Here is a 23,104-nt window from a genome sequence, read left to right as displayed (position 1 = left end):
GCTATTTAATTTTATAGCCTTTACCCCATAGTAATGAAGCCTCACGATCACAATTCCCAAAATAATTTCCGAGTATATAAACCTCCCTGTCACCATTTGATATTTTTAATACAATAGGGAAGCTTTGGTTTTCCCTTGTGCTAAAAAACAAGGTAGATGTAATAGTCCCTTTCTGTGCGATTGCAGATGTATCTAATAACTCTTGTAACTTAGCATTGAGTTTAGGGTCATTATTGTCAATAATTTGGTCTACGAATACTTTGCCAATTATGCTGCCGCTTTTCTGAACATCTTTAAAAAGGGAATATTCCGGACAATCTTTATATTTTTTTATTGTTAGCTTATCATAGTAGTTTTTTTGAAGAAGTTCTCTGGAAACAGGAAATATTTCGTAATCAAATTCTTTTACGTCTTCTCCATTCAAAGTATAAATGTTGAAAGTAAGGATACCTCCGCCGCATACCTGAGAATAACTTTTTGGAGAGAGTAAAAATGTAAAAAGGAAAATTAGAGCGAATCTTTTCATAGTATCGGTTTTTTGGTAACAGGTTTACCAGCAAATAAATATATAACAAGATAAGGAGAAAATTTATTGTCTAAAAAACCTTTCTACATACTGTTTTAAACCCTCAAGTATCGACTAAATATTGCTCAGAAAAAGAGTATCTTTATGTTACAAAAATTACAGTAAATGTTTCGTCATAAAGGCAAAAGAAGATCGTATGGGCATAACCTCAGGTTGGCATCCCTTTTATCTTTTGTGGCTGGGATTGTAAACATTGTAGGGCTATTATCTGTAAATGTACTTACAACAAATGTAACGGGGCATTTTGCTTTCTTTTCACGGACTTTTGTAAGCGAAGAGTTCTCCAGCGCTGCTATTTACCTGTTGTTTTTGGTAAGTTTTCTTGCCGGTGCTTTCTGTTCCAATCTTATAAGTGAGACTATCGTACGTAAAAGGGAAAATCTTTCTTATGTTGTTCCCATCCTGCTTGAAATTATTCTTTTAATTACAGCAGCCACTTTACACTTTAATCAGCCTGATGTATTAGCCTGTATTCTATTGTTTGCAATGGGTTTGCAAAATGCTTTGGTAACCAGGGTATCGCAGTCGGTTGTAAGGACAACACACTTAACAGGAATATTTACAGATCTAGGTATTGAACTGTCTCAGCTTTTGTTTTACAAAACAGCCAATGAGAATTTCACCCTTAAAAGAAGTATCTATTTAAAACTGGCTATTATTGTATGCTTTTTTACAGGAGGTATAGCAGGTGGATTTGCATACTACTACTTAAAGCTGAAAGTGCTTTTTATAGCAAGCTCAGCACTCATATTAGCCTTAGTATACGACTACATACTACTTAAATTCTATGTCATTAAAAGGAAGGTTTTACAAAGACATTGACATATACCATAATCTACTTTTAAAAATAATTCATTTTTTCTGTAACGTTTGCTTTTTGTTGTTACTTACTCCATATAACATCAATCAAAACAATTATGAAAAATCAATCACAATTAGCACAGCAAAAAAGTATTGCTGGCCTATTACTTATATTTTTTGGAGCAGCAGGCCTAAGTTATACTTTAGTAAGTCATTTTGTATTTAAAGGACATTTTCAGTCCCTCCCATTCCTTTTTTCTTTAATCTTTTTAATGAAGGGGCTTACACCTACAGTTACACAGTATTTTAAAAACAATAAGAAAGTTTAATCATCAGTCAAAACAATCAATTATGAAAAAAGTAATCAAATTAGCCGTAGTTTTTGCAGCAGTAGTATTATCGGGCAATTTGCACGCTCAGGAGAAAAAAGTAAAATTAGAGAATTCACTTTTATGGGAAATATCGGGTAACGGGTTAACCGAACCATCTTATCTGTACGGAACCATGCACATGATGTGTGAAGACGATTTCCTTATTAAGGAAAAGGTAGAAAAAGCTTTTGAAAATACCGATAAGCTGGCATTGGAACTCGACTTTGACGATCCTTCCGAACTTATGGCTATGCAAAGCATGACTACTTCAACCATACCTCTTAGTGAAAGATTAAGTAAAGAGGATTATGCAACACTGGACAATTTTTTACAAACCAAACTTGGTGTAAAAGCGAGTCAGTTTGAGAATTATACGCTAATAGGTATTATGAGTGTAGTAATGTTTAAAAGTTTAAACTGTCCGCCAAAAATGTATGAGGTAGAGTTTATGCAGCAGGCAATGGCTAACAAAAGGGAGATACTGGGACTGGAAAAAGTGGAGGCTCAGGTTACAGGGTTCAGTGAATCATATACTGATGAGGAGTTTATTGATCAGTTAAAATATTATGATACTTCTTACTTTGATGAGATGGTTGCAGTATACAAAGAGGAAAATCTTAACGGTCTTTATGAAATGGTTATAGACGAAAAGTTTATGGATGCCGATGCAAAAACCATAATGCTGGATAACCGTAATAAAAACTGGGTTGCAATAATGCCTGAACTTATGAAAGTACAACCGGTGTTTTTTGCGGTAGGAGCGGGTCATTTACCGGGCGAGAACGGAGTTATTAACTTATTAAGAAATGCCGGATACAGTGTAAAGCCTGTGTTGAAATAATAGTGCTTTGAAAGGGAACGAAAAGGAGTTTTTGGCAAAAATCAGTGAGCATAAGGGGATTTTATATAAAGTCTCTAAAATGTACATGGATAATCCGGACGATCAGCAGGATTTGTTTCAGGAAATTATTTGCCAGCTCTGGAAGGCTTATGGCACCTTTAGGGGAGAGAGCCGCTTTTCCACCTGGATGTACCGTGTGGCCATCAATACTTCGATTGTATTCCTTCGGAAGGAAAAACGAAAGGTGGATACTCACAGTATGGTATCGCATGATATAAGGGAGGAAGAAGGCGAAGATGATATTAAGGAAAGTCAGTTGGAACATTTTTACCGTGCGGTTCAAAAACTGGATAAGATTGATAAGGCTATTATTTTTTATCAGTTGGAGGGGTTTTCCCATAAGGAGATAGGAGAGAACTTAGGAATTAGCGAAGGTAATGCCAGGGTTAAGCTTAACAGGGCAAAAGAAAAATTAAAAGAAATTATTAAAAATCAGGGATATGGATTTTAACGATATACAATCGGCTTGGGATAATCAAAAAACCGATAAGGTAGTAATGCCCGACAACTTAAAGAAAATACAGTCGGCAAATACGCCACTGGACAAAATCAGGAAGAATTTAAAAAAGGAATTTATCTATCAGATAATTGCTATTGTTTTTGTGGCTTTTACACCCCTTCTCTATGATTTTCCAAAAGAAACTTTTTTCTTATTTTATTTGATATACAGCCTTTTTACGGCAGTAAGTATTTATTATCTGGTAAAGTTATATATGTTTTATAAAAGGATAAACAAAACCGATCTTAGAACTAAAGATAGCTTATATGAAACTTATTTTGATATTCGCCTCAATATGGAAATTTACAAAACCTTCGGTTTTGCCATAACTCCGTTTTTGGTGCTCTTTTTAGTGGGGCTTCTGTTTTATAAGGAACAGGGTATTGATATCAACAATTTAAGTGATTCATTTATAATAACAATGTTTATTGTTATAGTGGTTTCTGTTTTAATGATGGGGGTTATGCTAGAGGTATGGGTACATTATTTTTATGGTAAGTATGCCAAAGAGATAAGAAAAGTTATAGATGAATTAAAAGAAGAATAACAAAAAAGCCCTTCCTCTATGGAAGGGCTTTTTGTATAAATAAAACAGTCTTATAACTTCTTTAAACCTTTTGTTTCCGCTTTTGTAGCTTCGATAATGCTTATGGCATATCCGCCACCCGGAGCAACAAACTGAGACAGTTTTGTTTTGCTTGTCACTATACCTTTTTTAATAGTATAGGCCTGTGGATTGGTTTTGTAGTGCGCATTGTTAGCATCGGCATAAACAGTAGCGATGTATGTTTTTCCTTTATCAAGGAAGTCAAGCTTAATGGTTGAGGTACGGGCCTCATATCCGCCTACGCTACCTACAAACCAGTTGTTAGTGCCTTTTTCCTTACGTGCTGCTGTGATATACTCTGCCGGTTCTGCTTCAATGTATTTACTGTCGTCCCATTCTACAGGAACATCTTTAATAAACTGGAAAGCATCAAGGAACTGGTTGTAGTGTTCCGGTAAATCAGCAGCCATTTGTAACGGACTGTACATAGTAACATATAACGCCAACTGATTTGCCAGTGTACTGTTTACATGTGAGTTGTTGTTAGGGCTAAATTTACTGATTTCCATTTCAAATATCCCCGGAGTATAATCCATAGGTCCGCCAATTAAACGGGTAAACGGAAGCATGGCAACGTGATTAGGCTTGCTTCCGCCAAAAGCCTGGTACTCTGTGCCTCTGGCCGATTCGTTACCTATAAGGTTAGGGTAGGTACGGCAAATACCTGTAGGGCGAACAGCCTCGTGAGCATTAACCATTATTTTGTATTCGGCAGCTTTTTCAAGAGCATACTGGTAATGGTTTACAATCCACTGACTGTAGTGGTTTTCTCCTCTTGGAAGTATATTACCTACATATCCGCTTTTTACGGCATCATAACCGTTATCTTTCATAAATTGATAAGCCGCATCCATGTGGCGCTCGTAATTACGAACAGATGATGAGGTTTCGTGGTGCATAATCATTTTTACACCTTTTGATTTAGCGTAATCCCTAATTCCTTTTACATCAAAATCAGGATAAGGTGTTACAAAGTCAAAAACATAGTCTTTAGAATGGCCAAACCAGTCTTCCCAACCTACGTTCCATCCTTCTACAAGTACAGCATCAAAACCGTGTTTTGCAGCAAAGTCTATATATTCTTTAACATGAGCCGTGTTTGCAGCATGTTTTCCGTTTGGTTTTACTTTACTAAAGTCGGTTATACCCAGCTGTACCGATGGTAAATCGTCAGTATAAGCCCAAGTGCTTTTTCCTGTAATCATTTCCCACCATACTCCAATGTATTTAACCGGTTTGATCCATGATGTATCGTCCAGTTTACAAGGTTCGTTAAGGTTAAGGGTGATTTTTGAAGCAAGGATGTCGCGGGCGTCATCGCTTACTATAACAGTACGCCATGGCGTGTTAAACGGAGCCTGAACATGACCTTTGTTGCCCTGAGCATCGGGAGTTAACCACGACTCAAACACCATGTTCTTATCGTCAAGGTTAAGGTGCATACAGGCATAGTTTATAAGTGCTGCCTCGTGAAGGTTAATGTAAATTCCGTCGTCAGTTTTAAGCATAAGTGAGGTTTGTACCCCTGTAGGAGAAAACGATTTTTGCGATACATTGGCAGTGATTGATTTTTCCATCAGGCCTCTTATTTCGCTTAGTTTGGAAACGGTATAATCGTATTCCTGAGTATCATAATCCCCCGGAATCCAGTAAGCGGTATGGTCGCCCGTCATGGCAAACTGTGTTCTTTCTTCCTTAATAATAAAGTACACAAGATTTTTTTGCTGTGGGAACTCATAACGGAAACCTAGTCCGTCGTCAAACAGGCGGAAACGTATAACCATTTGTCTGTTAGTGCCCTTTTGGTTAAGTGATACGGCAAGTTCGTTATAATGGTTTCTAATGGTTTTAACTTCTCCCCAAACCGGAGTCCAGTTCTCGTCAAACATTGCGGTTTTGGTATCGGTTACAGTAAAGTCGTTAAGTAAGGATTTTTCATCGTCTTTAAGCTCAAGTCCCAGTTTACTTGGTTTTACTACCTCTTTACCTTTGTAGGTAAGTGAGTAGGCAGGGGTTCCGTCGTTTTGAAGGAAAAATTTGAGGTTAAAATTCCCGTTCGGGGATTTAAGTTCCTGTGCATTGGCATTTGCGAGTACCGCCAGGCAGAAACATAAGGCGAAAATTACTTTTTTCATTTTTTTATTAATAGATGATAGTTAAAGAATATATATTGATCCCTGAGGTAAGGGGATAATATCGGGGTTTACCGTTTTGGCATAGCCGCTATAATTTTGCGTGTCCTTCTGTCGGCATACATCCTGTTTAAAGAGGTGAAAGCCCATATAAAAGCAGGCAGCCAGCCTATTATGGTAAGCTGTAAGATAAGGCATATTATACCCGAAAGGATTTTACCCTGAAAGAACAGGGAAAGCCACGGAAAGAAAAAAGCTATTACGTAACGCATAACAAATATAATGAAGCCATAAAAGTAAGCGTTATGCACACGATTTGCAAATTAAGTATTAGTATATGACGGTTTTAGCATAGCCCATTTAAAAAATAAAGAGTATATTTCGCGGTTTGTAAAATCAATCTTACATGTTTAAAACAACTATTGCCTCGTTATTTTTATTAGTAGCGATTTTCCTTACCGGATGTAAACAGGATAAACAGGAGCAGGAAGAAGAACAGGACTGGAAATACCTGTTGGATAATAACATGTCCCAATGGGGGAAATACCTTAGTTATAAACACACTACAGATTATAACGGAAGTATACCTGCCGACAGCCTTGGTAACGCTATTAAACCACTGGGTTATGATAATGACCCTGAAGGTGTATTTACTATGATTGAGGAAAACGGAGAACCTGTTTTAAAAGTGAGTGGTGAGCGTTATGGCTGTGTATTTACCAAAGAGGAGTTTGCAAACTATCATTTAAAAGTCAAAGTGAAGTGGGGTGATAAGAAGTGGATTCCCCGTGAAGACAAACTTAAAGATACCGGAATTTTATACCATTCGGTAGGGGAAAGTGGTAAGGACTACTGGCGTGCCTGGATGCTTTCGCAGGAATTCCAGATTATGGAAGGACATATGGGCGATTACTGGAACATAGCTAATGCGGCTATTGATATCAGAGCTTTTTTACCCGAAGGGATGATGAACGCCGTTGCCGGACATGAACAACCTTTTTTGCCTATAGGAACCGGATCGAAGTATGGCGGATTTTGCCTTAGGAGTGTTGATAATGAAAGTAAGCAGGGGGAGTGGACCCAACTCGAACTAATATGCTTTGGCGATAAAAGCCTTCACATTGTAAACGGAAAGGTAGTGATGGTGCTTCAAAATTCCCGCTATGTGGAAGAAGGTAAAAACTACCCGCTTACAAAAGGAAAAATACAGCTACAAAGCGAGGCAGCCGAGGCTTATTTTAAAGATGTGAAAATCAAAAATATTGAGGCATTACCAGAAGAATATACAGCCTATTTTAACTGATTTGCCGCTTTTAATAGTAGTGATTTAGTAGCAAGAATGCCTTCTTCTTCGGTTAATCGGTTTCCTTCATATTCCACACCTATAAAACCATTGTACTTTGCATTTTTTACTATTTGAAGCATTTTATAGTAATCAATAGTAGTTTCATTACCCTTTTTGTCAAAGTCGTATGATTTAGCGCTAACACCATGTGCAAAAGGCATCATTTCCAGCATGCCTTTGTAACGGTCATACTCTTCGATGCATGGAGTTCCCCAGCGTTCACCACCCTGCCTTTTTACACAAAAGTTTCCAAAATCAGGCAGTATTCCGCAGTTGCGATGGTTTATGACCTGTATTACCTGAGTTAGTTTTTCACTATCGGATGATAATCCGCCATGATTTTCAACAATCACGTTAATGTTGCTTTTTGCTGCATATTGAGATAGTCGACTCAATCCGTCTACCGAGGCTTCCAGCCATAGGTTAAAATCCTGCTCTGTACCTGTACCAAAAAGATTAACCCTTATCGAGTGGCATTCCAGTTCGGAGGCTGCATCCACCCATTTGGAATGCTTTGCAATGGCTTCATCACGATCTTTTTTATTGGCAGCGGCAAGTTCACCTTCATTATCTACCATTATAAGTACGTTTTTAATTCCCACATCACTGCTTCTCAGTTTAAGTTCCTTTACCAGCTTTTTAAGGGAAGCACTTTGGTTAGACTCATCCAGTTTATATAGTTGCGATACATATTCAATACCATCAAATCCCAGTTGTTTAGCTTTTTTTGCAAAGTCGAGATTGGAAAGCGTTTTGGTTTCCAGTATGGCCTTGTGTAGCGACCATTGTGCCAGTGATAATTTAAAGAAAGGTTTATTACTGTTATTTGTTAACAGGCTTTCTAAAATGGTGTTAGAAAGTCCCGACAGTACTCCTGTAGCCAGTGCAGCTTTACCTGTAGATGATATAAAATGACGTCTGTTCATAATGGGCAGAAATAAAAAAGCCTCCCGTAGGGGAGGCTTAAAAATATAAATTATTTTTTATAATTCTTCAAATACCTGATCTTCACCCGGGTGATTGCTTCTAACATTTAGAGCATTACCATCGGCATCTGTTACAAATGCCACAAACTCAAGATTTGCTGCATTTTCTACATTTGCAGGTACAGGTACATTAAATGATTTTGTAAAAGTATTGGCAATAGTCATGTCTCCGGTAACTGCCTCACCTAAAAGAGGTGTAAGGCACTCCCTAAGCACATGGTTATGCTCAAAACCGTGTACTATGTGGTCACCGCCATAATAAGAGGTATAGTTTACCTGATCGTATATTAAACCGTTTTCAAGTACATATACCACTAGTTTGATTCCGCTTCCTGTAAAATCTTTACCAAATTTAACGTTTACATCAAGGTTTATAGTAGTTTCCTCAACAACTGATGTTATTGCTATACCCAGTTTTGGGTTTAGTCCTTGTGTAAGACCTACAGCCTGACTTAGGTTGTTTGGTTCAGGGCTTTGCCATAAAGTCATTCTGTTAAGGTAACCTTTAGGGTAACCTACAGTGCTTAGCAAAGCTTCCAGCTCAGATGCGTCGTAGTTATATGGATCGTAGTTCAGGCTGGCTTCGTTTGAAGTTGGCCTGTGTATGGCTACTGCTACAGCGTTATCTGTTTCTTCCTTTAGCAGTTCAATAGCGTGTGCTACCCTTGGGCAGTACCCGCACCATGTACCTGTATAGTCTTCAATAAGTACTCTTTTTTCAAAGTTTATTTCAGTACCGTCATGAAAGGTAAGGACTACAGGGTCTGACTCCAAGCCTGCATATATGGCTTTGGCCTCAAAAGTACCCACTGTGGCAGAAGAAAAGGTATTACCTGTGATAGGTTCACCATCTATATAAATAACGGCCTCTTGGGTAATGTCTTCACTTTCGTTATTGGTTACACTGCTTACTGTGAAAGTTATTGTACCATCAATCAGTTTTACTGAGCTGTCTGGTTTTAATATAACAGACCCTACAGATTTTAGAATAGTATAGTCTGACGAGCACGATGAAAGCAGTGCTGAAATAAAGGCAAAAAGTAGTATAAAACGTTTCATTATGCAAAAATTAGCAGAGAATATCTTCTCAAATTAGTTTTTTACAATTCTTATTTGGGCTGTTTTGTTTTCTTCAGTTGTAAACTTAGCAATATAAACTGCTGCGTTTAGGTCAGATAAATTAAGAGACTGAGCTCCTGTTCTGATTTCGGCAGTTTTAACTAACTGTCCGTTAATAGCATAAATCTGCATAGTAGCATTGTATGCTGAGTTTAGGTTAAGCTCTTCTTTTACTATAGTGTTATTTAAAGCAATACCCATGTTTTGTAGCGAGTTGAAATCATCTACACTCATTGCGTTTGCATCATATTTATAAGTAAAAGTACGTAGAGGCTCACCTATTTGAGTTCCTTCGGCATCAACCTGTACAAGAGCTATAGTGTATTCTACAGGCTCACCTTGAGTATCGCCGGTGTAACCATTGGCAAAGTGGTCTCCATTAGGGTTAGATGCTCCCGGAGCTAATGTTATGTAACCCTCTGGGGTTTGACCTACCGCTGCAGGAACAGTTGTTCCTTCTTGAATATCAAAGTAGCAAAACTCTGCAAAGCAAAACTGTACGTTTTGTCCTTCACTATTATTAGTAATAGACTCCATTCTCATTTTCAGGTTAATGTTGGCATCTGTTAAGTTAGTTACCTTAACCTTTACTTCTCTAGGAACCTGTAATGTGTGTGTTTGATTGAAAGTGAAAACCTGTCCGTCTTCGATTTCTACTCCATCATTTACTACAGATACAATTTCCTGTGCATTTGTTAACGAGCAAAATAGAAGCCCGGCAAAAAGAATAATTTTTTTCATGGTATTTTTTTTAACATTTAGTGTGTATTGTGTGCTATTTAAGCAAAAATGCTATCGGTAATCTTTTACAATTACCGATAGCTTTTCTGTAAGGATATTATATTGTAATAAATTACTTGATTACAATTTTCTCAACTCTTTCAGTAGTTTCACCATTAATTTTAGCGATGTACATACCTGTTTGAAGAGAGTTTAGGTTGATAGAATCACCATCATTGATATTGTTAGCTGTGAATACAACTTTACCAGACAGGTCTACTACAGTTACATTAACAGTTTCTTCTGTTGTAAAGTTTAGAATACCTGAAGTTGGGTTTGGATAAACAGCAAACTTAGCAGTTTGGAATGAAGGGTTATCAAGTTGACCTGTAGTTTTGAAGATAGTTTCTCCATAAGCACGAGGGCCAAAGTTACCTACCGCAGCTTCAAATACGCTTTGAGAACCAGTGAATATTTTTATACCAACAAAGGTACCTTGATTGTAAGCAGACCATCCGTCACCAAATGAATCAAGTAATTCGATTGAGTAACAGTCGATGTCTTCTGATAATGTGAAGTACTCCGTTTTAACAGTAAGAGCATCTGGACCACCACCACCGTACTCATCTTCGTTACCTGGCTGGTAAGGACCACCACTAGCAACTACATCACCGGCACTGTTTAACAGATTCCAAGACATTTCGCCAGGATAGAAGTCAGTATGAATCTCAACTTTAATGTTTATACCAGATAGGTTTTCATCAGCAGCGTTTAAAGTAAAAGCAGCTTCAGCTGAAAGTAATTCATCGTCACCACCTGTAACTTCATTGTACTGAGTAATTTCTACAGTATAATCAGCGTTAGCGTCAAACTCATACTCATCAAAAGTAACTACTCCATTGCTAAACTGAGCAATAGCCTCACCAGTATAAGTTGCAGTAGCAACTACAGAACCATTTTCTTTAAGAACTACAGTACCAGTGGTAATATCTTCTGTACCTAGGTTACGGATAATAGCACTAGCTTCACCTACGTTTGAACAAAATCTTCTGTCAATACCACGTGCGGTAGCGCGGCTTGGAACACCTGTAAGTGTACCACCACAAGTTGCTTCGATAGTTTCAACAAAACCGGCAGGATCATTTCTGTCTATTTGTTTTGTAGTACCCGTTTCAGAACAAATCATGTATAATGTTGGGAAGAAACCAATTTCATAATCATCAGCTATCTGTGCATTATCAAGTATTGGGAAAGGGCTTCCTTTTGTCCAGTCACCCCAAGTGTTAGATCCTGTTCCCTGAATGTCAGCTAGAGTAGTAGATGGGTCTCCTTCTACATATAATATAACAACTTCATCAGATCCGCCTGGTCCGTAAGATTCATATAAATCTGCAAGATAGTGCGTGTTGTGGAATTGCCAGCAAGGACTACACCATGTAGCAGAGATGTATAGGATAACTGTTTTTCCTTCTTCTAAGTACGTAGAAAGGGTGTGAGTGTTTCCGTTAATGTCTTCAGCGGTGAAATCCGGAGCAACAGTTCCGTCAGGTAAACCTGCTTCCTGTGCATTTGCAGTAAGACCGCCTATTAGCATTAACCCTAAAAGTAATAATTTTTTCATAGAAAAATGGTAGTTTTAAGTTAGAGTTTTCTTTAAATAAATAAGTTTTAACAAAAAAATAATAAAAAAATTTTTTCCGAAAGTATATAAAAAAATCTTATGTCAAAAAAAAAATATAAAAAATGTTGCGTTTGGAACGATTTTTTATGATAAAGTAGTAAAATTAATACTAAAAGTTTACTAATCAGCCTATTTCTCTACTAATTCGATAGGTTTCTGGATAATTTTTTTAAGAAAAAAAGTGATGATTACTGTTAAAAAATTTTTAATATTGCGACCTAACTGGAAAACTGTAATTAATAAAACTGAAACACAAATGAAAAAGATTCTAATGTTATTTTTGTTTTTGGCGGGTACAGCTATGTATGCCCAAAAGGAAATGCCAAATGTGACAATCAAATCATCTGATAATAAGAGTTATAACGTAAAGAGTGATTTTGCTGAAAAAGATAAAATCTATGTCTTTTCGTTTTGGGCTACCTGGTGTGCACCTTGTATTAAGGAACTTGATGCTATAAATGAAAAATATTCTGCATGGTCTAAAGAGCTTAATATGGAAGTTGTAGCAGTATCTGTAGATGATAGCCGTACTCAAAAAAGAGTAAAACCGTTACTTAATGGAAAAAAGTGGCCTTATCAGGTGCTTCTTGATACTAATCAGGATTTAAAAAGAGCTTTAGGTATTGCAAATGTACCATATACTGTAGTTGTGAAAAACAAAAAAGTAGTATATGTACACAACGGTTACAGCCAGGGAGCAGAAGAAGAACTTTATAACAAACTGAAGGAGCTGTAAGCTAATGAAAAAGGCACTATTACTTTTATTACCATTATCGTTATGTACAACATCTGTGTTTGCACAGGAAGATACAGAACAGGAGAAAAAAGATTATGGTAAGCTTTATGGTAGTTTTGAATCTAATTCACAGTGGTATCTTAACGATAAGGAAAGAAATATAGACCACCCTGAAGACCCAATCAGGTCTAACAACTACCTATATTTAAACTATCAGTACAAAAACTGGACAGCAGGTGTGCAGGGTGAGGCCTATGAGCCTAATGCACTGTTAAACTATAATCCGGGGTTTAAGGGTACTAATGTTGGTATCTACTATTTAAGCTATAAGTCAGAAAAATTTGATGCTACTGCGGGTTATTTTTACGAGCAGTTTGGTAGCGGATTACTTTTAAGGGCTTGGGAAGACCGAGCTTTAGGTATTAATACAGCTCTTAGAGGAGGTAGGGTTGTATACAGGCCTAGTGATAACGTTAGGTTAACGGCTCTTTATGGTCAGCAAAGAACAGGATTTGATGTAGCTAAAGGAAAAATTTACGGTTTTGACTCTGATTTCAATTTAGATAAGTTATTGTCTTTTGAAGAGTCAGATCTTTCTGTAGGGCTTACTTATGTTGGTCGTTATGAGAAAACGTATATAACCGATCCTAATTTTGATGAGCTTACCAACGCTTTTGCCGGTAGGGTAAACTTTATTCATGGTTCTTTTTATGTATCGGGAGAGTACAACTACAAGCAAAAAGACGCTGTACTTGACTTACAGAATAAAATAAATAATGATTTTATCAAACCGGGTAGTGCAGTTTTACTTAATCTGGGTTATTCGGCAAACGGTTTGGGTGTCGATGCTACTTTCAGGAGAATTGAAAACATGAGTTTCCTTTCAGAAAGGGAGCCTACTGTAGCAACTACCGAGACAACCAGTTTAAACTTTAATGATAAGGTATTAAACTTTGTGCCGGCACTTACAAAGCAGCATCACTCTAACCTGGCTAATATTTATGTATATCAGGCTCAGGCTAAAGTAGATTTTCAGGGTTCTGAAATCATGAAGGCTGGTGAAACCGGCGGACAAATTGATATTTTTTATGACATAGCGCCGGAAACTGCTCTTGGTGGTAAATACGGTACTAACATAGGCGTTAATATTTCCAGTTGGTATAACCTTCCGGGATCTTACAGACTTGTTCCTTCAGATTATGATACCAAATTCTTTGGTGTAGGTGAAAAATACTATTCTGACTATAATATTGAGGTAAAGAAAAAGCTTTCTGAAAACTGGCATACTGGTTTCTACTATGTTAACCAATTCTATAACAAGCAATGGTTACAGGGAGGTGAAAAAGTAAAAACCAATATAGTTGCTGCTGAGGCTACTTATAACTTCTCTCCGTCAAAATCTATTCGTGTAGAAGGTGAGCACATGTGGGCCGATGCTGATTTTAAAAACTGGGCAGGTGGTACAGTAGAGCTTAACCTTAACGATAAGTATTCCTTCTATGTTTGGGATATAATCAATTATGGTAATGATGATGAGTCAAGAAGAAATCATTATTACAACTTTGGTGGTGCTTACCGCATAGGTGCTTCAAGGCTTGCGGTTAACTATGGTAGACAACGTGGCGGACTTGTATGTGTAGGCGGTGTGTGTCGTTTTGTACCGGAAAGTACCGGTTTTTCACTATCGCTTAGTACAGCGTTTTAATTTTAAAACTACTATACTTTACATACTTAACTTAAAAAGCCGCTCCGGTATCCCGGGCGGCTTTTTTCATGGTAAATTATTTAGCTTATTAGTGCGCTCTCATTTTGTCGAAAGTAGTATCCAGTACCTTCTTGATTTTGTCAATTGCTCCGTCTACAGCCTTCTCAACAGTATTAGAGTGGTTTGTAACAGCAACAGGCTGCATGCCTGCAATACGTGCCTCAATAGTACATTTTTTATCTGTATCGCCTTCTTTATGGCTGTTTTCATCACCTAGGTGAACTTCTACTCGGGTTACTTTATCTTCAAAACGTTTTAATGAATCGGCTACTAGTCCTTGAAAGTAGTCTTTCATTCTTTGGCTTCCCTCAACGTGGTTGTTGGTGTTTATGTTAATTTGCATAATTCTGAAATTTAAGGTTATTTCATTTAAATTATCCGCTTCAAATGTGTTGCGGTCTCTGCAATTTACGAAATTATTGAATAGCTTTTGCAGTGGGCATTCTAAAAAAAAGCGTTAAAAATTTGGTAGATTATACCGATTGGTATAATTTTGTTGTTCCAATTTGAGGCTAACATGAGTAAGGCAGATAGAACACGACAGTTTATTATAGAAAAAACGGCACCTATTTTTAACAGGAAAGGTTATGCCGGTACGTCGTTGTCTGATTTAACCGAGGCTACAGGTCTTACTAAAGGTAGTATTTATGGTAACTTCAAAAATAAAGATGAAGTTGCAGTCGCCGCCTTTAATTATAATTTCAGTTTATTGTCAGACTGGGTTGAGCAGCGCATTAATAACGAGCCTGATCCTATTAAGAAGCTTAAAGTATACATTACTATTTTTTCAAACTTTACCGAGAATCCTGTTTTACGCTGGGGGTGCCCGGTGCTTAACTCGGCTACTGAGGTAGATGATACCCATGTGGAACTGCGCGAAAATGTGGTTGCGGCTATAAGAAAGTGGCACAGCAGTATTGTAAGTATTGTAAATGCGGGTAAGGAAGAAGGTAAGATAAACCCTGATGTGGATACCGATGCTTTTGCCTGGACATTACTGGCACTTATTGAAGGCGGAGTGATGCTGGTAAAGGTTACCGGAAAAATTAATACCCTTAACGCAGCGATGCGCCACGCTGAAAAAATTATTGATGAAATAGCGATATAAATTTTTTTACTATAAAATATACCGATCGGTATAAAATAAATAAAATATGAAAGATGTATTTATAGTTGCCGCAAAAAGAACACCTGTTGGAGGTTTTTTAGGGAGCCTTTCAGGTTTTACAGCAACACAATTAGGAAAAACAGCCATAGAGGCTATAATGAACGATGTTAAATTGCCTGCTGATAAGGTAGAGGCGGTTTACATGGGTAATGTGCTTTCGGCAAATTTAGGTCAGTCTCCCGCAAGGCAGGCGGCTGTTTTTGCAGGAATTCCTGTGGATGCCGATGCTACTACCGTAAACAAGGTATGTGCATCGGGGTTAAAGGCTGTGATTACCGCAGCCCAGCAGGTACAGCTAGGTGTGAATAATGTAGTTGTAGCCGGGGGTATGGAGAGCATGAGCAATGTTCCGCATTATATAGACGGACGTAAAAGTACCAAACTTGGTCATACTCAGGTTACCGACGGTTTACTTAAAGACGGTCTTACCGATGTTTATAACGGCTTTCACATGGGGAATGCTGCCGAGATATGTGCAAGGGAGTACAAGCTTACCAGGGAGCAACAGGATGACTATGCTTTAAAGTCATACAAAAGGGCAGCGGATGCATTTAATGCGGGTAAGTTTAGTGATGAGATAATTCCGATTGAGGTTAATGGTAACGTAATTAACAGCGATGAGGATATTTTTAAGCTTATTCCGGAAAAGGTAGCCAGGCTAAAACCTGTTTTTGAGGAAGGCGGTACTATAACAGCAGCCAATGCCAGTAACCTTAACGATGGTGCTGCGGCACTGTTATTAGTGTCTGAAGAGGTCGTGAAAGAATACAATCTTAAACCGCTTGCAAAGATTAAAGGGTATGCCGATGCTGCACAGGCTCCCGAATGGTTTACCACTTCACCGTCTGTTGCAATACCAAAGGCGTTACAACAGGCACGACTTACCAAAGAGGATATTGACTATTATGAAATCAATGAGGCTTATGCGGCTGTTATACTCGCCAATGCCAAAATTTTGGGTTTGGATATGGAAAAAATAAATGTTTACGGTGGTGGTGTTGCTATGGGGCACCCTATAGGAGCTTCGGGAGCAAGAATAGTGGTTACGTTACTTTCGGTCTTAAAACAGGAAGGTGGTAAATATGGTGTAGCAGCTATTTGTAACGGAGGCGGAGGCGCTTCGGCATTGGTAATAGAAAATCTACAGTAAGTATGGATAAAGCAACAGAGTTTTTAAAACAGTATTTAGGAAAGAAAATAGAGAATTCGCCATCGCCATTCATGAACTGGCTTAATCCTGTTATGGTCTCGGTAGAGCCGGGTAGCCTTACGTTTCAGTATACGGTAAGAAAGGAAATGACTAATCCGTTTGGAACTATGCACGGTGGGGTTACCGCCGCTATTATAGACGATGCCATTGGTGCTACGCTTATAAGCCTTGGCGAGCCTTTTTTTCATGTAACCGTTAACCTGGCGATAGACTATTTTGCTCCGGCAAGGGAAGGGAATGAGATTATAGCCATAAGCCACATCATAAAAAAAGGAAAACAGATTGTAAATGCCCAATGTGAGGTTTGGACAGCAAACAAATCAAAACTTTTGGCTAAGGGGTATACCAATCTGATAAAAACAGAAATACCGAAATCATGAGAAGAGTAGCAATAACAGGGTTGGGCGCCATTACCCCATTGGGGAATTCGGTTGAGGAGTTTTGGGAAAACATAGTAGCCGGAAAAAGCGGTGCGGGTCCAATCACAAAGTTTGATGCATCAAAATTCAAAACGCAGTTTGCCTGTGAGGTTAAAGGTTTTGATCCGTTAGAGTATTTTGAAAGGAAAGAAGTAAGAAAGTACGACCTTTTTACACAATATGCCATAGCTGCTACAGATGAGGCTATACAGGATGCGAAGCTGGATTTTGGTAATATGTCCCGCGAACAGAAGTTTGATATCGGGGTAATATGGGCTTCAGGTAACGGGGGGATAAGCACTTTTGAAGAACAGTTAAGCGAATTCCATTCGGGAGACGGTACACCACGCTTTAACCCTTACTTTATTCCTAAAATGATTGTGGATATTGCTGCGGGCGTAATATCTATAAGAAACGGGTTACATGGTCCCAACTATGCAACGGTTTCGGCCTGTGCTTCTTCTAACACTGCTATTATTGCCGCTTATGATGCTATTAGGCTGGGCAGGGCAAATGTTATGATAGCGGGAGGGAGCGAAGCAGCACTTACTCCGGCATCCATAGGAGGATTTAGTGCCTCTCAGGCGCTTTCAAAACGCAATGATGACCCTGAAGCTGCCTCAAGGCCTTTTGATGCAGAAAGGGATGGTTTTCTGGCTGGTGAAGGTGCCGGAGCTCTTATACTGGAAGAATGGGAGCATGCGGTTAACCGAGGAGCGAAAATATATGCTGAGCTTGCAGGGGGTGGCATGGCTGCCGATGCCTATCATTTAACGGCTACTCCCGCCGATGGTATAGGTGCGCTGTTAGGGATGCAAAAAGCCCTAAAAGATGCAAATCTTACCCCTGATGTTATTGATTATGTAAATACACACGCCACGTCAACCCCGCTTGGTGATATAAGTGAGCTTGTGGCGGTAAATACCCTTTTTGGTGAACATAAACCTGCCATTAGTGCTACTAAGTCCATGACGGGGCACTTGCTTGGCGCTGCCGGGGCTATAGAAAGTATAATCAGTGTAATGGCGGTGCATAACAATATTATTCCGCCTACTATAAATACCAAAAACATAGATCCTGATATTCCGCAGGGACTCAATATAATTACCGGGAAAGCGGTAAACACCAAAGTGGATTATGTACTTAACAACACTTTTGGCTTTGGCGGACATACGGCAAGTACCATTTTTAAAAAACCTTATTAATCTTTAAAAAACTTTAAATATGAAAACAACAGGAAATACAATCCTTATAACCGGAGGGAGTGCCGGTATAGGCCTGGAAATGGCAAAAGTATTTGTGCAACAGGGTAACAATGTAATAATAACAGGCAGGGATGCTGCCCGACTGGAGAGAGCCAAAGCTCAACTGGGTAAAGTAACAGCTATTAAGGCAGATGTTACCAGTGCTGACGATGTAGAGGTGTTAACGGCAAGAATACAGTCAGAATTCCCCGAATTAAATATTCTTATCAATAATGCCGGAAGGGCACTTTTACATGATTTGGCAGAAGGAAAGACCTATGATATAGCGGTAGATGAGATGACTACCAATTATTTCTCCATACTTCGCCTTACAGATAAACTGCTTCCGTTGCTAAAAGGGCAAAAAGAATCGGCTATAGTTAACGTATCGTCGGTAGTTGCTTATGTGCCTTCAGGTAACCTGCCTACTTATGCAGCTTCAAAAGCAGCATTACACTCATACACTGTTTCGTTAAGGCTGGCGTTAAAAGATACTTCGATTAAGGTGTTTGAGCTTATGCCTCCTTTGGTTAATACCGAACTTTCTAAAGATATAGGTGGTGCCGAGAATGGTATAGCACCATCGATAGTGGCTGAGGACGTGCTGGATGCACTGTCAACCGATAGGTTTGAAATACGTACCGGGCAAACTGAAGATGTGTACAGGCTGAGCCTTGCCAATCCGGCAGAGGCACTTAACGTAATGAATCCTGTAACGTAATTTCTGTATATTTTTTTGATTGTGTGCAGCCACCGTTTATTAGCGGTGGCTTTTGTTTTTCAGGTAATTATGTTAATATAATCTTTAATGCCTACTATGGGGTTGTGTGTTTTTTTAACTTTATAGGTCACTTTTTAAAATACCTGCCTATGAATATAGATACAACACTCCTAAAATATATTGCCATTAGTATAGCCGGACTGGTAGTTACCTTCACTATTATTTTTTACATCCTTAAAAAAGTGGGTAAAAACCCGCGTAATATATTGCCTGTAAATTTTGCCCATCGTATTAAAATTCCGCTTATCATATTTATTTCGGCACTGGCACTGCGTATTGGTGTAGCAAGTGATGTATTTAATGTAAACGCGGCAAAAATTATTGCGCACATAGGTACGCTGCTTTTTATATTGAGTATTACCTGGTTTCTTATCATTTTTATAAAGGTGCTCAAAGCGGTACTGGTGAGGCGGTATGATATTTCGGCTTCCGATAATCTTGCTGCCCGTAGGGTATATACACAGTTTACCATACTGGAAAGAGTAGTTGTGTTTCTTATTGTGATATGTGCCATTGGGGTGGCGCTAATGAGTTTTGAAAGCATACGTTCGGTTGGTGTTAGTTTTTTAACCTCGGCAGGTATAGCCGGAATTATTATTGGTTTTTCGGCGCAAAAGGCGCTGGGTACACTACTGGCAGGTATACAGATAGCGCTTACACAACCCATACGGCTGGATGATGTGGTTATCGTGGAAGGCGAATGGGGTAAAATTGAAGAGATAACCCTTACTTATGTGGTGGTGAAAATTTGGGATAAACGCAGGCTGGTAGTTCCTACCACTTACTTTATTGAGAAACCGTTCCAAAACTGGACCCGCAATTCGGCAGAGATACTGGGCACTGTTTTCATTTATACCGACTTTAAGGTGGAAGTGGATAAGGTTAGGGAAGAGCTTACGAGGTTGTTGGAAGGATCTGATCTTTGGGACGGTCAGGTAAATGTATTACAGGTAACCGATGCCCGTGAAAAAGTAATGGAACTGCGCGCACTTATGAGCTCCAGTGATTCTTCCATATCATGGGATTTAAGGGTGTATGTGAGGGAAAAACTGATTGAGTTTATCCAAAAGAATTATCCTGATAGTTTGCCTTTTACAAGGGTTACGCTGAAAGAAGGTTTAAAGGATAAAGAAACAGAACCGACAGGAAAAAACGAACAATAAAAAAAGCCCCTTTAAAGGGGCTTTTGCTTTTATAAATCCTGAGTTACAAGCTGTAAGGTTTCGCGGCTTAACTGACGTACCAAAACTTCTTTGTTTTCGGTAACGGCATCCGCCGACCTGTCGTCAAAGTGACGGATGGTATAAAGGGAAACATCCTCATTATAGGTCACCTTGAATTTTTTGGAAAGTATCGTTTTAAGTTCGTTAAAGTTATTGAACTTATCGTCCACACATACCGAGAAGCTGATAGCAGAATTCTGGATAAGGTGTACTTTCATTTTGTATTTGTGCAGCAGGCTGAATATCTCACTAATGTTTTCTTCCATAATGAAAGAGAAATCAAGTGATGAAAGTGATATGAGCAGCTGTCCTTTTTTAACAATAAAACATGAAGTTTGCGGCTCAAGATCAGACCCTTTGCTAACGCTTGTTCCCGGTAATAAAGGGTTGATAAATGATTTTACGTACAACGGTATTTCTTTTCTTTGAAGCGGCTGTAATGTTTTAGGGTGAATAACCGATGCTCCGTAAAAAGCAAGCTCAATAGCTTCACGGTAAGAGATTTGGTTAAGTAGTACCGTATTGTCAAAATACCTTGGGTCGGCATTAAGTACACCCGGTACATCTTTCCATATAGTCACGCTTTCGGCATTAAGACAGTACGCAAAAATGGCAGCACTATAGTCAGATCCTTCTCTTCCTAGGGTAGTAGTAAAACTGTTTTCGTCAGACCCTAAGAAACCCTGTGTGATGTTAAGTATTTTCTTTTTAATGCCTTTTTTAATGTTTTGCTGTGTCTGTTCCCAGTTCACAACTGCATCACGGTAAGTATTATCCGTTTTGATAAACTCTCTTACGTCTACCCACTGGTTTTTAAGTCCGCGGTAGTTAAAGTAGTGGCTTACCAAGGTAGTGGAGATAAGCTCTCCCATACTTACTATTTGGTCGTAAACAAAGTTGTAGTTAGGTGATTTGTTATGCTCAAGGAAATACTCAAGATCACCAAAAAGGCTGTTGATAGCAGCAAAAACCGCATGGTTTTCATCGTCAAACAGGTCAAGTAGTATCTGGTTATGGTATTTCTTAACGTCCTGTATGGATGATTTAAGCTCTGGAGACTTATCAAAATAGTTCTTGACTACAACCTCCATGGCATTAGTTGTTTTACCCATAGCAGAAATAACAACAAGCACATCTTCATGCCCTACTTTCTGCAAAACATCATATACGTTTTTAATACCGTCGGCATCTTTTACCGATGCTCCTCCAAATTTAAATACTCTCATAAATTAAGTGTAAACTTTGTAATTCCTTCTTCGTCCATTTGCACTGTTAACCAGTCCTGAAAAACCGTAGCACCCGATCGTTCATAGAAATCGATAGCATGCTGATTCCAGTTTAGTACAGCCCATTCAATGCGGCGCACGCCTTCCTGTTTGCCAAACTTTATAACCTCCTTATAAAGAGCGCTTCCGGCGCCCGTGCCTCTGTGTGCTTCCTTAACTATAAGATCTTCCAGGTGTATGGTTTTTCCTTTCCAGGTAGAATAGCGGTAATAAAACAGGGCCATCCCTATAATCTCGTTGTCTTTTTCGGCAACAAAGGTTTTAAATAAAGGGTTAGGGCCAAATCCGTCTTGTTCCAGTTCATCAACAGTTACCACAACCGCATCGGGCTCATTTTCAAAAACAGCAAGTTCTTTAATAAGTTCCAGCGCGGCCGGCATGTCTTCTTTCTTTCCTTTTCGAATAACCATAAGCAAAATTTGGGCAAAAATACATTCTATTTAGCTATATAAGAATAAATTATTATCATATCACAAAAATATCGATATTTGTGCCCTCAACACAACTACAACGTTATAGTAATGGAAGAACGCAACAAGACACTGGGAGAATTTATTATTGAAAAGCAGGAAGAGTTTAAGTACTCTTCGGGCGAGCTGTCTAGGCTTATTAACTCTATACGATTAGCTGCAAAAGTGGTTAATTATAAGGTGAATAAGGCCGGGCTTGTAGATATAGTAGGTGCTTTTGGTGAACAGAATGTACAGGGAGAAGACCAGCAAAAACTGGATGTGTATGCAAACGAAACGTTTATGCAAACACTAATAAACCGCGAAATTGTTTGTGGTATCGCCTCTGAAGAGAATGATGACTTTATCACAATAAAGGGCAAAGATGGGCTGCATAATAACAAATATGTAGTGCTTATGGATCCGTTAGACGGTTCATCTAACATTGATGTGAACGTATCTGTAGGTACAATTTTCTCTGTTTACAGGAGAGTAACGCCTGTGGGTACACCCGTAACCAAGGAAGATTTTCTTCAGCCGGGTGTAAATCAGGTTGCTGCCGGGTATGTAATATACGGTACTTCTACCATGCTGGTATATACTACCGGTCACGGAGTAAACGGTTTTACGCTTAACCCTGCTATTGGTACTTTTTACCTGTCGCACCCTAATATGCAGTTTCCTAAAGACGGAAATATCTACTCCATTAACGAAGGGAACTATGTACACTTCCCGCAGGGAGTTAAGGACTATATCAAATACTGCCAGACAGAGGAAGGGGATAGGCCTTATACGTCAAGGTATATAGGTAGCCTGGTGTCAGATATTCACCGTAATATGATTAAGGGAGGTATTTATATTTACCCTACCAGTTCTAAGTCGCCAAAAGGTAAGTTAAGGTTGCTTTATGAGTGCAATCCTATGGCGTTTATTGCAGAGCAGGCGGGAGGTAAAGCCTCAGACGGCTTTAACAGGATTATGGAAATCCAACCAACCGAACTGCACCAGCGTGTTCCGTTTTTCTGCGGAAGCGGGAACATGGTCGATAAGGCAAATGAATTTATGCAGAAATACC

General features: G+C 38.8%; 25 protein-coding genes. 15 read left to right on the top strand and 10 right to left on the bottom strand.

Translation table 11 applies throughout. From position 1 onward, the window contains the following. Nucleotide 1: 1 nt before the first annotated feature. Nucleotides 2-526 (bottom strand): hypothetical protein, encoded by a 525-nt coding sequence (locus Q763_RS13630; RefSeq protein ID WP_035135263.1) that lies wholly within the window; start codon nucleotides 524-526, stop codon nucleotides 2-4. Nucleotides 527-691: 165 nt separating this feature from the next. Between Q763_RS13630 and Q763_RS13625 the strand changes: the two genes are divergently transcribed. From Q763_RS13625 to Q763_RS13605, 5 genes are all read left to right on the top strand, one after another. Further along, nucleotides 692-1,408, top strand: a complete 717-nt coding sequence (locus tag Q763_RS13625; protein ID WP_035135262.1) for a YoaK family protein — start codon at nucleotides 692-694, stop codon at nucleotides 1,406-1,408. A gap of 95 nt (nucleotides 1,409-1,503) precedes the next feature. Continuing rightward, nucleotides 1,504-1,716 (top strand): hypothetical protein, encoded by a 213-nt coding sequence (locus tag Q763_RS13620; RefSeq protein ID WP_035135261.1) that lies wholly within the window; start codon nucleotides 1,504-1,506, stop codon nucleotides 1,714-1,716. Nucleotides 1,717-1,738: 22 nt separating this feature from the next. After that, a complete protein-coding gene (locus tag Q763_RS13615; RefSeq protein ID WP_035135260.1) occupies nucleotides 1,739-2,599 on the top strand; it encodes a TraB/GumN family protein in 861 nt (286 codons plus the stop codon). A 7-nt stretch (nucleotides 2,600-2,606) separates the two neighbouring features. Then, nucleotides 2,607-3,110, top strand: a complete 504-nt coding sequence (locus Q763_RS13610; protein WP_035135259.1) for an RNA polymerase sigma factor — start codon at nucleotides 2,607-2,609, stop codon at nucleotides 3,108-3,110. Further along, nucleotides 3,100-3,705: a hypothetical protein gene (locus tag Q763_RS13605; protein WP_035135253.1), complete on the top strand. Its 606-nt coding sequence runs from the start codon at nucleotides 3,100-3,102 to the stop codon at nucleotides 3,703-3,705. The genes Q763_RS13610 and Q763_RS13605 overlap by 11 nt, the downstream gene beginning before the upstream one ends. 50 nt (nucleotides 3,706-3,755) lie before the next feature. Here Q763_RS13605 and Q763_RS13600 read toward each other — a convergent pair whose 3' ends face one another. Beyond that, nucleotides 3,756-5,900 (bottom strand): glycoside hydrolase family 97 protein, encoded by a 2,145-nt coding sequence (locus Q763_RS13600; protein WP_035135251.1) that lies wholly within the window; start codon nucleotides 5,898-5,900, stop codon nucleotides 3,756-3,758. Between the two features lie 68 nt (nucleotides 5,901-5,968). Then, complete coding sequence (locus Q763_RS13595; protein ID WP_035135249.1) at nucleotides 5,969-6,169, bottom strand: YqaE/Pmp3 family membrane protein; 201 nt, start codon at nucleotides 6,167-6,169, stop codon at nucleotides 5,969-5,971. Between the two features lie 134 nt (nucleotides 6,170-6,303). Between Q763_RS13595 and Q763_RS13590 the strand changes: the two genes are divergently transcribed. After that, nucleotides 6,304-7,200 (top strand): 3-keto-disaccharide hydrolase, encoded by an 897-nt coding sequence (locus tag Q763_RS13590; RefSeq protein ID WP_035135248.1) that lies wholly within the window; start codon nucleotides 6,304-6,306, stop codon nucleotides 7,198-7,200. Here the strand turns inward: Q763_RS13590 and Q763_RS13585 are convergent. From Q763_RS13585 to Q763_RS13570, 4 genes are all read right to left on the bottom strand, one after another. After that, a complete protein-coding gene (locus Q763_RS13585; protein WP_035135247.1) occupies nucleotides 7,188-8,168 on the bottom strand; it encodes a sugar phosphate isomerase/epimerase family protein in 981 nt (326 codons plus the stop codon). The genes Q763_RS13590 and Q763_RS13585 overlap by 13 nt on opposite strands. A gap of 57 nt (nucleotides 8,169-8,225) precedes the next feature. Beyond that, nucleotides 8,226-9,287 carry an Omp28-related outer membrane protein gene (locus Q763_RS13580; RefSeq protein WP_035135245.1) on the bottom strand — a complete coding sequence of 354 codons (1,062 nt, stop codon included), beginning with the start codon at nucleotides 9,285-9,287 and terminating at the stop codon, nucleotides 8,226-8,228. A gap of 33 nt (nucleotides 9,288-9,320) precedes the next feature. After that, nucleotides 9,321-10,088: a T9SS type A sorting domain-containing protein gene (locus tag Q763_RS13575; protein ID WP_035135243.1), complete on the bottom strand. Its 768-nt coding sequence runs from the start codon at nucleotides 10,086-10,088 to the stop codon at nucleotides 9,321-9,323. A 112-nt stretch (nucleotides 10,089-10,200) separates the two neighbouring features. Beyond that, on the bottom strand, nucleotides 10,201-11,688 hold the full coding sequence (locus tag Q763_RS13570; RefSeq protein ID WP_035135241.1) for a T9SS type A sorting domain-containing protein: 1,488 nt from the start codon (nucleotides 11,686-11,688) through the stop codon (nucleotides 10,201-10,203). Between the two features lie 316 nt (nucleotides 11,689-12,004). On the opposite strand from Q763_RS13570, the gene Q763_RS13565 reads away from it, so the two are divergent. Together Q763_RS13565 and Q763_RS13560 are read left to right on the top strand one after the other, a co-directional pair. Then, nucleotides 12,005-12,484, top strand: a complete 480-nt coding sequence (locus tag Q763_RS13565) for a TlpA family protein disulfide reductase (protein ID WP_035135363.1) — start codon at nucleotides 12,005-12,007, stop codon at nucleotides 12,482-12,484. 4 nt (nucleotides 12,485-12,488) lie between these two features. Continuing rightward, the gene (locus Q763_RS13560; RefSeq protein ID WP_035135239.1) at nucleotides 12,489-14,189 is read left to right on the top strand and encodes a DUF6029 family protein; all 1,701 of its coding nucleotides are present in this window, start codon (nucleotides 12,489-12,491) and stop codon (nucleotides 14,187-14,189) included. A gap of 88 nt (nucleotides 14,190-14,277) precedes the next feature. Here Q763_RS13560 and Q763_RS13555 read toward each other — a convergent pair whose 3' ends face one another. After that, complete coding sequence (locus Q763_RS13555) at nucleotides 14,278-14,592, bottom strand: HPF/RaiA family ribosome-associated protein (protein WP_035135237.1); 315 nt, start codon at nucleotides 14,590-14,592, stop codon at nucleotides 14,278-14,280. A 174-nt stretch (nucleotides 14,593-14,766) separates the two neighbouring features. Between Q763_RS13555 and Q763_RS13550 the strand changes: the two genes are divergently transcribed. From Q763_RS13550 to Q763_RS13525, 6 genes are all read left to right on the top strand, one after another. Then, entirely contained in the window at nucleotides 14,767-15,357 is a 591-nt protein-coding gene (locus Q763_RS13550; protein WP_035135235.1) for a TetR/AcrR family transcriptional regulator, read from the top strand. A 46-nt stretch (nucleotides 15,358-15,403) separates the two neighbouring features. Beyond that, nucleotides 15,404-16,567 (top strand): acetyl-CoA C-acyltransferase, encoded by a 1,164-nt coding sequence (locus tag Q763_RS13545; protein ID WP_035135233.1) that lies wholly within the window; start codon nucleotides 15,404-15,406, stop codon nucleotides 16,565-16,567. 2 nt (nucleotides 16,568-16,569) lie between these two features. Continuing rightward, nucleotides 16,570-17,007: a PaaI family thioesterase gene (locus Q763_RS13540; RefSeq protein ID WP_035135231.1), complete on the top strand. Its 438-nt coding sequence runs from the start codon at nucleotides 16,570-16,572 to the stop codon at nucleotides 17,005-17,007. Continuing rightward, the gene (gene fabF, locus Q763_RS13535) at nucleotides 17,004-18,251 is read left to right on the top strand and encodes a beta-ketoacyl-ACP synthase II (protein ID WP_035135229.1); all 1,248 of its coding nucleotides are present in this window, start codon (nucleotides 17,004-17,006) and stop codon (nucleotides 18,249-18,251) included. Before Q763_RS13540 ends, fabF begins: the two co-directional genes overlap by 4 nt. A 19-nt stretch (nucleotides 18,252-18,270) precedes the next feature. Then, entirely contained in the window at nucleotides 18,271-19,011 is a 741-nt protein-coding gene (locus Q763_RS13530) for an SDR family oxidoreductase (protein ID WP_035135228.1), read from the top strand. A 149-nt stretch (nucleotides 19,012-19,160) separates the two neighbouring features. Then, nucleotides 19,161-20,234, top strand: a complete 1,074-nt coding sequence (locus Q763_RS13525; RefSeq protein WP_035135361.1) for a mechanosensitive ion channel family protein — start codon at nucleotides 19,161-19,163, stop codon at nucleotides 20,232-20,234. 29 nt (nucleotides 20,235-20,263) lie between these two features. Here the strand turns inward: Q763_RS13525 and Q763_RS13520 are convergent, their stop codons facing one another. Then, nucleotides 20,264-21,520, bottom strand: coding sequence for an aspartate kinase (locus Q763_RS13520; RefSeq protein ID WP_035135227.1), 1,257 nt, complete (start codon nucleotides 21,518-21,520; stop codon nucleotides 20,264-20,266). Further along, complete coding sequence (locus tag Q763_RS13515; RefSeq protein WP_035135225.1) at nucleotides 21,517-21,990, bottom strand: GNAT family N-acetyltransferase; 474 nt, start codon at nucleotides 21,988-21,990, stop codon at nucleotides 21,517-21,519. The genes Q763_RS13520 and Q763_RS13515 overlap by 4 nt, the downstream gene beginning before the upstream one ends. A 111-nt stretch (nucleotides 21,991-22,101) precedes the next feature. On the opposite strand from Q763_RS13515, the gene fbp reads away from it, so the two are divergent. Continuing rightward, the coding region (fbp, locus tag Q763_RS13510; protein ID WP_035135223.1) for a class 1 fructose-bisphosphatase at nucleotides 22,102-23,104 on the top strand (1,003 nt) is incomplete at its 3' end.

This window comes from Flavobacterium beibuense F44-8 (assembly GCF_000769915.1).
Classification (GTDB): Bacteria; Bacteroidota; Bacteroidia; order Flavobacteriales; family Flavobacteriaceae; genus Flavobacterium; species Flavobacterium beibuense.
The sequence above is the reverse complement of the archived record's forward strand: the minus strand, read 5'-3'. Positions and strand labels throughout refer to the sequence as shown.

What these genes read in the sequence shown, in the direction of transcription:
- Q763_RS13595 (WP_035135249.1), bottom strand. Translation starts at nt 6,169, where the DNA reads ATGCGTTACGTAATAGCTTTTTTCTTTCCGTGGCTTTCCCTGTTCTTT.
- Q763_RS13625 (WP_035135262.1), top strand. Translation starts at nt 692, where the DNA reads ATGTTTCGTCATAAAGGCAAAAGAAGATCGTATGGGCATAACCTCAGG.
- Q763_RS13520 (WP_035135227.1), bottom strand. Translation starts at nt 21,520, where the DNA reads ATGAGAGTATTTAAATTTGGAGGAGCATCGGTAAAAGATGCCGACGGT.
- Q763_RS13580 (WP_035135245.1), bottom strand. Translation starts at nt 9,287, where the DNA reads ATGAAACGTTTTATACTACTTTTTGCCTTTATTTCAGCACTGCTTTCA.
- Q763_RS13515 (WP_035135225.1), bottom strand. Translation starts at nt 21,990, where the DNA reads ATGGTTATTCGAAAAGGAAAGAAAGAAGACATGCCGGCCGCGCTGGAA.
- Q763_RS13575 (WP_035135243.1), bottom strand. Translation starts at nt 10,088, where the DNA reads ATGAAAAAAATTATTCTTTTTGCCGGGCTTCTATTTTGCTCGTTAACA.
- Q763_RS13555 (WP_035135237.1), bottom strand. Translation starts at nt 14,592, where the DNA reads ATGCAAATTAACATAAACACCAACAACCACGTTGAGGGAAGCCAAAGA.
- Q763_RS13545 (WP_035135233.1), top strand. Translation starts at nt 15,404, where the DNA reads ATGAAAGATGTATTTATAGTTGCCGCAAAAAGAACACCTGTTGGAGGT.
- Q763_RS13585 (WP_035135247.1), bottom strand. Translation starts at nt 8,168, where the DNA reads ATGAACAGACGTCATTTTATATCATCTACAGGTAAAGCTGCACTGGCT.
- fabF (WP_035135229.1), top strand. Translation starts at nt 17,004, where the DNA reads ATGAGAAGAGTAGCAATAACAGGGTTGGGCGCCATTACCCCATTGGGG.
- Q763_RS13540 (WP_035135231.1), top strand. Translation starts at nt 16,570, where the DNA reads ATGGATAAAGCAACAGAGTTTTTAAAACAGTATTTAGGAAAGAAAATA.
- Q763_RS13550 (WP_035135235.1), top strand. Translation starts at nt 14,767, where the DNA reads ATGAGTAAGGCAGATAGAACACGACAGTTTATTATAGAAAAAACGGCA.
- Q763_RS13530 (WP_035135228.1), top strand. Translation starts at nt 18,271, where the DNA reads ATGAAAACAACAGGAAATACAATCCTTATAACCGGAGGGAGTGCCGGT.
- Q763_RS13600 (WP_035135251.1), bottom strand. Translation starts at nt 5,900, where the DNA reads ATGAAAAAAGTAATTTTCGCCTTATGTTTCTGCCTGGCGGTACTCGCA.
- Q763_RS13630 (WP_035135263.1), bottom strand. Translation starts at nt 526, where the DNA reads ATGAAAAGATTCGCTCTAATTTTCCTTTTTACATTTTTACTCTCTCCA.
- Q763_RS13525 (WP_035135361.1), top strand. Translation starts at nt 19,161, where the DNA reads ATGAATATAGATACAACACTCCTAAAATATATTGCCATTAGTATAGCC.
- Q763_RS13620 (WP_035135261.1), top strand. Translation starts at nt 1,504, where the DNA reads ATGAAAAATCAATCACAATTAGCACAGCAAAAAAGTATTGCTGGCCTA.
- Q763_RS13590 (WP_035135248.1), top strand. Translation starts at nt 6,304, where the DNA reads ATGTTTAAAACAACTATTGCCTCGTTATTTTTATTAGTAGCGATTTTC.
- Q763_RS13615 (WP_035135260.1), top strand. Translation starts at nt 1,739, where the DNA reads ATGAAAAAAGTAATCAAATTAGCCGTAGTTTTTGCAGCAGTAGTATTA.
- Q763_RS13570 (WP_035135241.1), bottom strand. Translation starts at nt 11,688, where the DNA reads ATGAAAAAATTATTACTTTTAGGGTTAATGCTAATAGGCGGTCTTACT.
- Q763_RS13565 (WP_035135363.1), top strand. Translation starts at nt 12,005, where the DNA reads ATGAAAAAGATTCTAATGTTATTTTTGTTTTTGGCGGGTACAGCTATG.
- Q763_RS13605 (WP_035135253.1), top strand. Translation starts at nt 3,100, where the DNA reads ATGGATTTTAACGATATACAATCGGCTTGGGATAATCAAAAAACCGAT.
- Q763_RS13560 (WP_035135239.1), top strand. Translation starts at nt 12,489, where the DNA reads ATGAAAAAGGCACTATTACTTTTATTACCATTATCGTTATGTACAACA.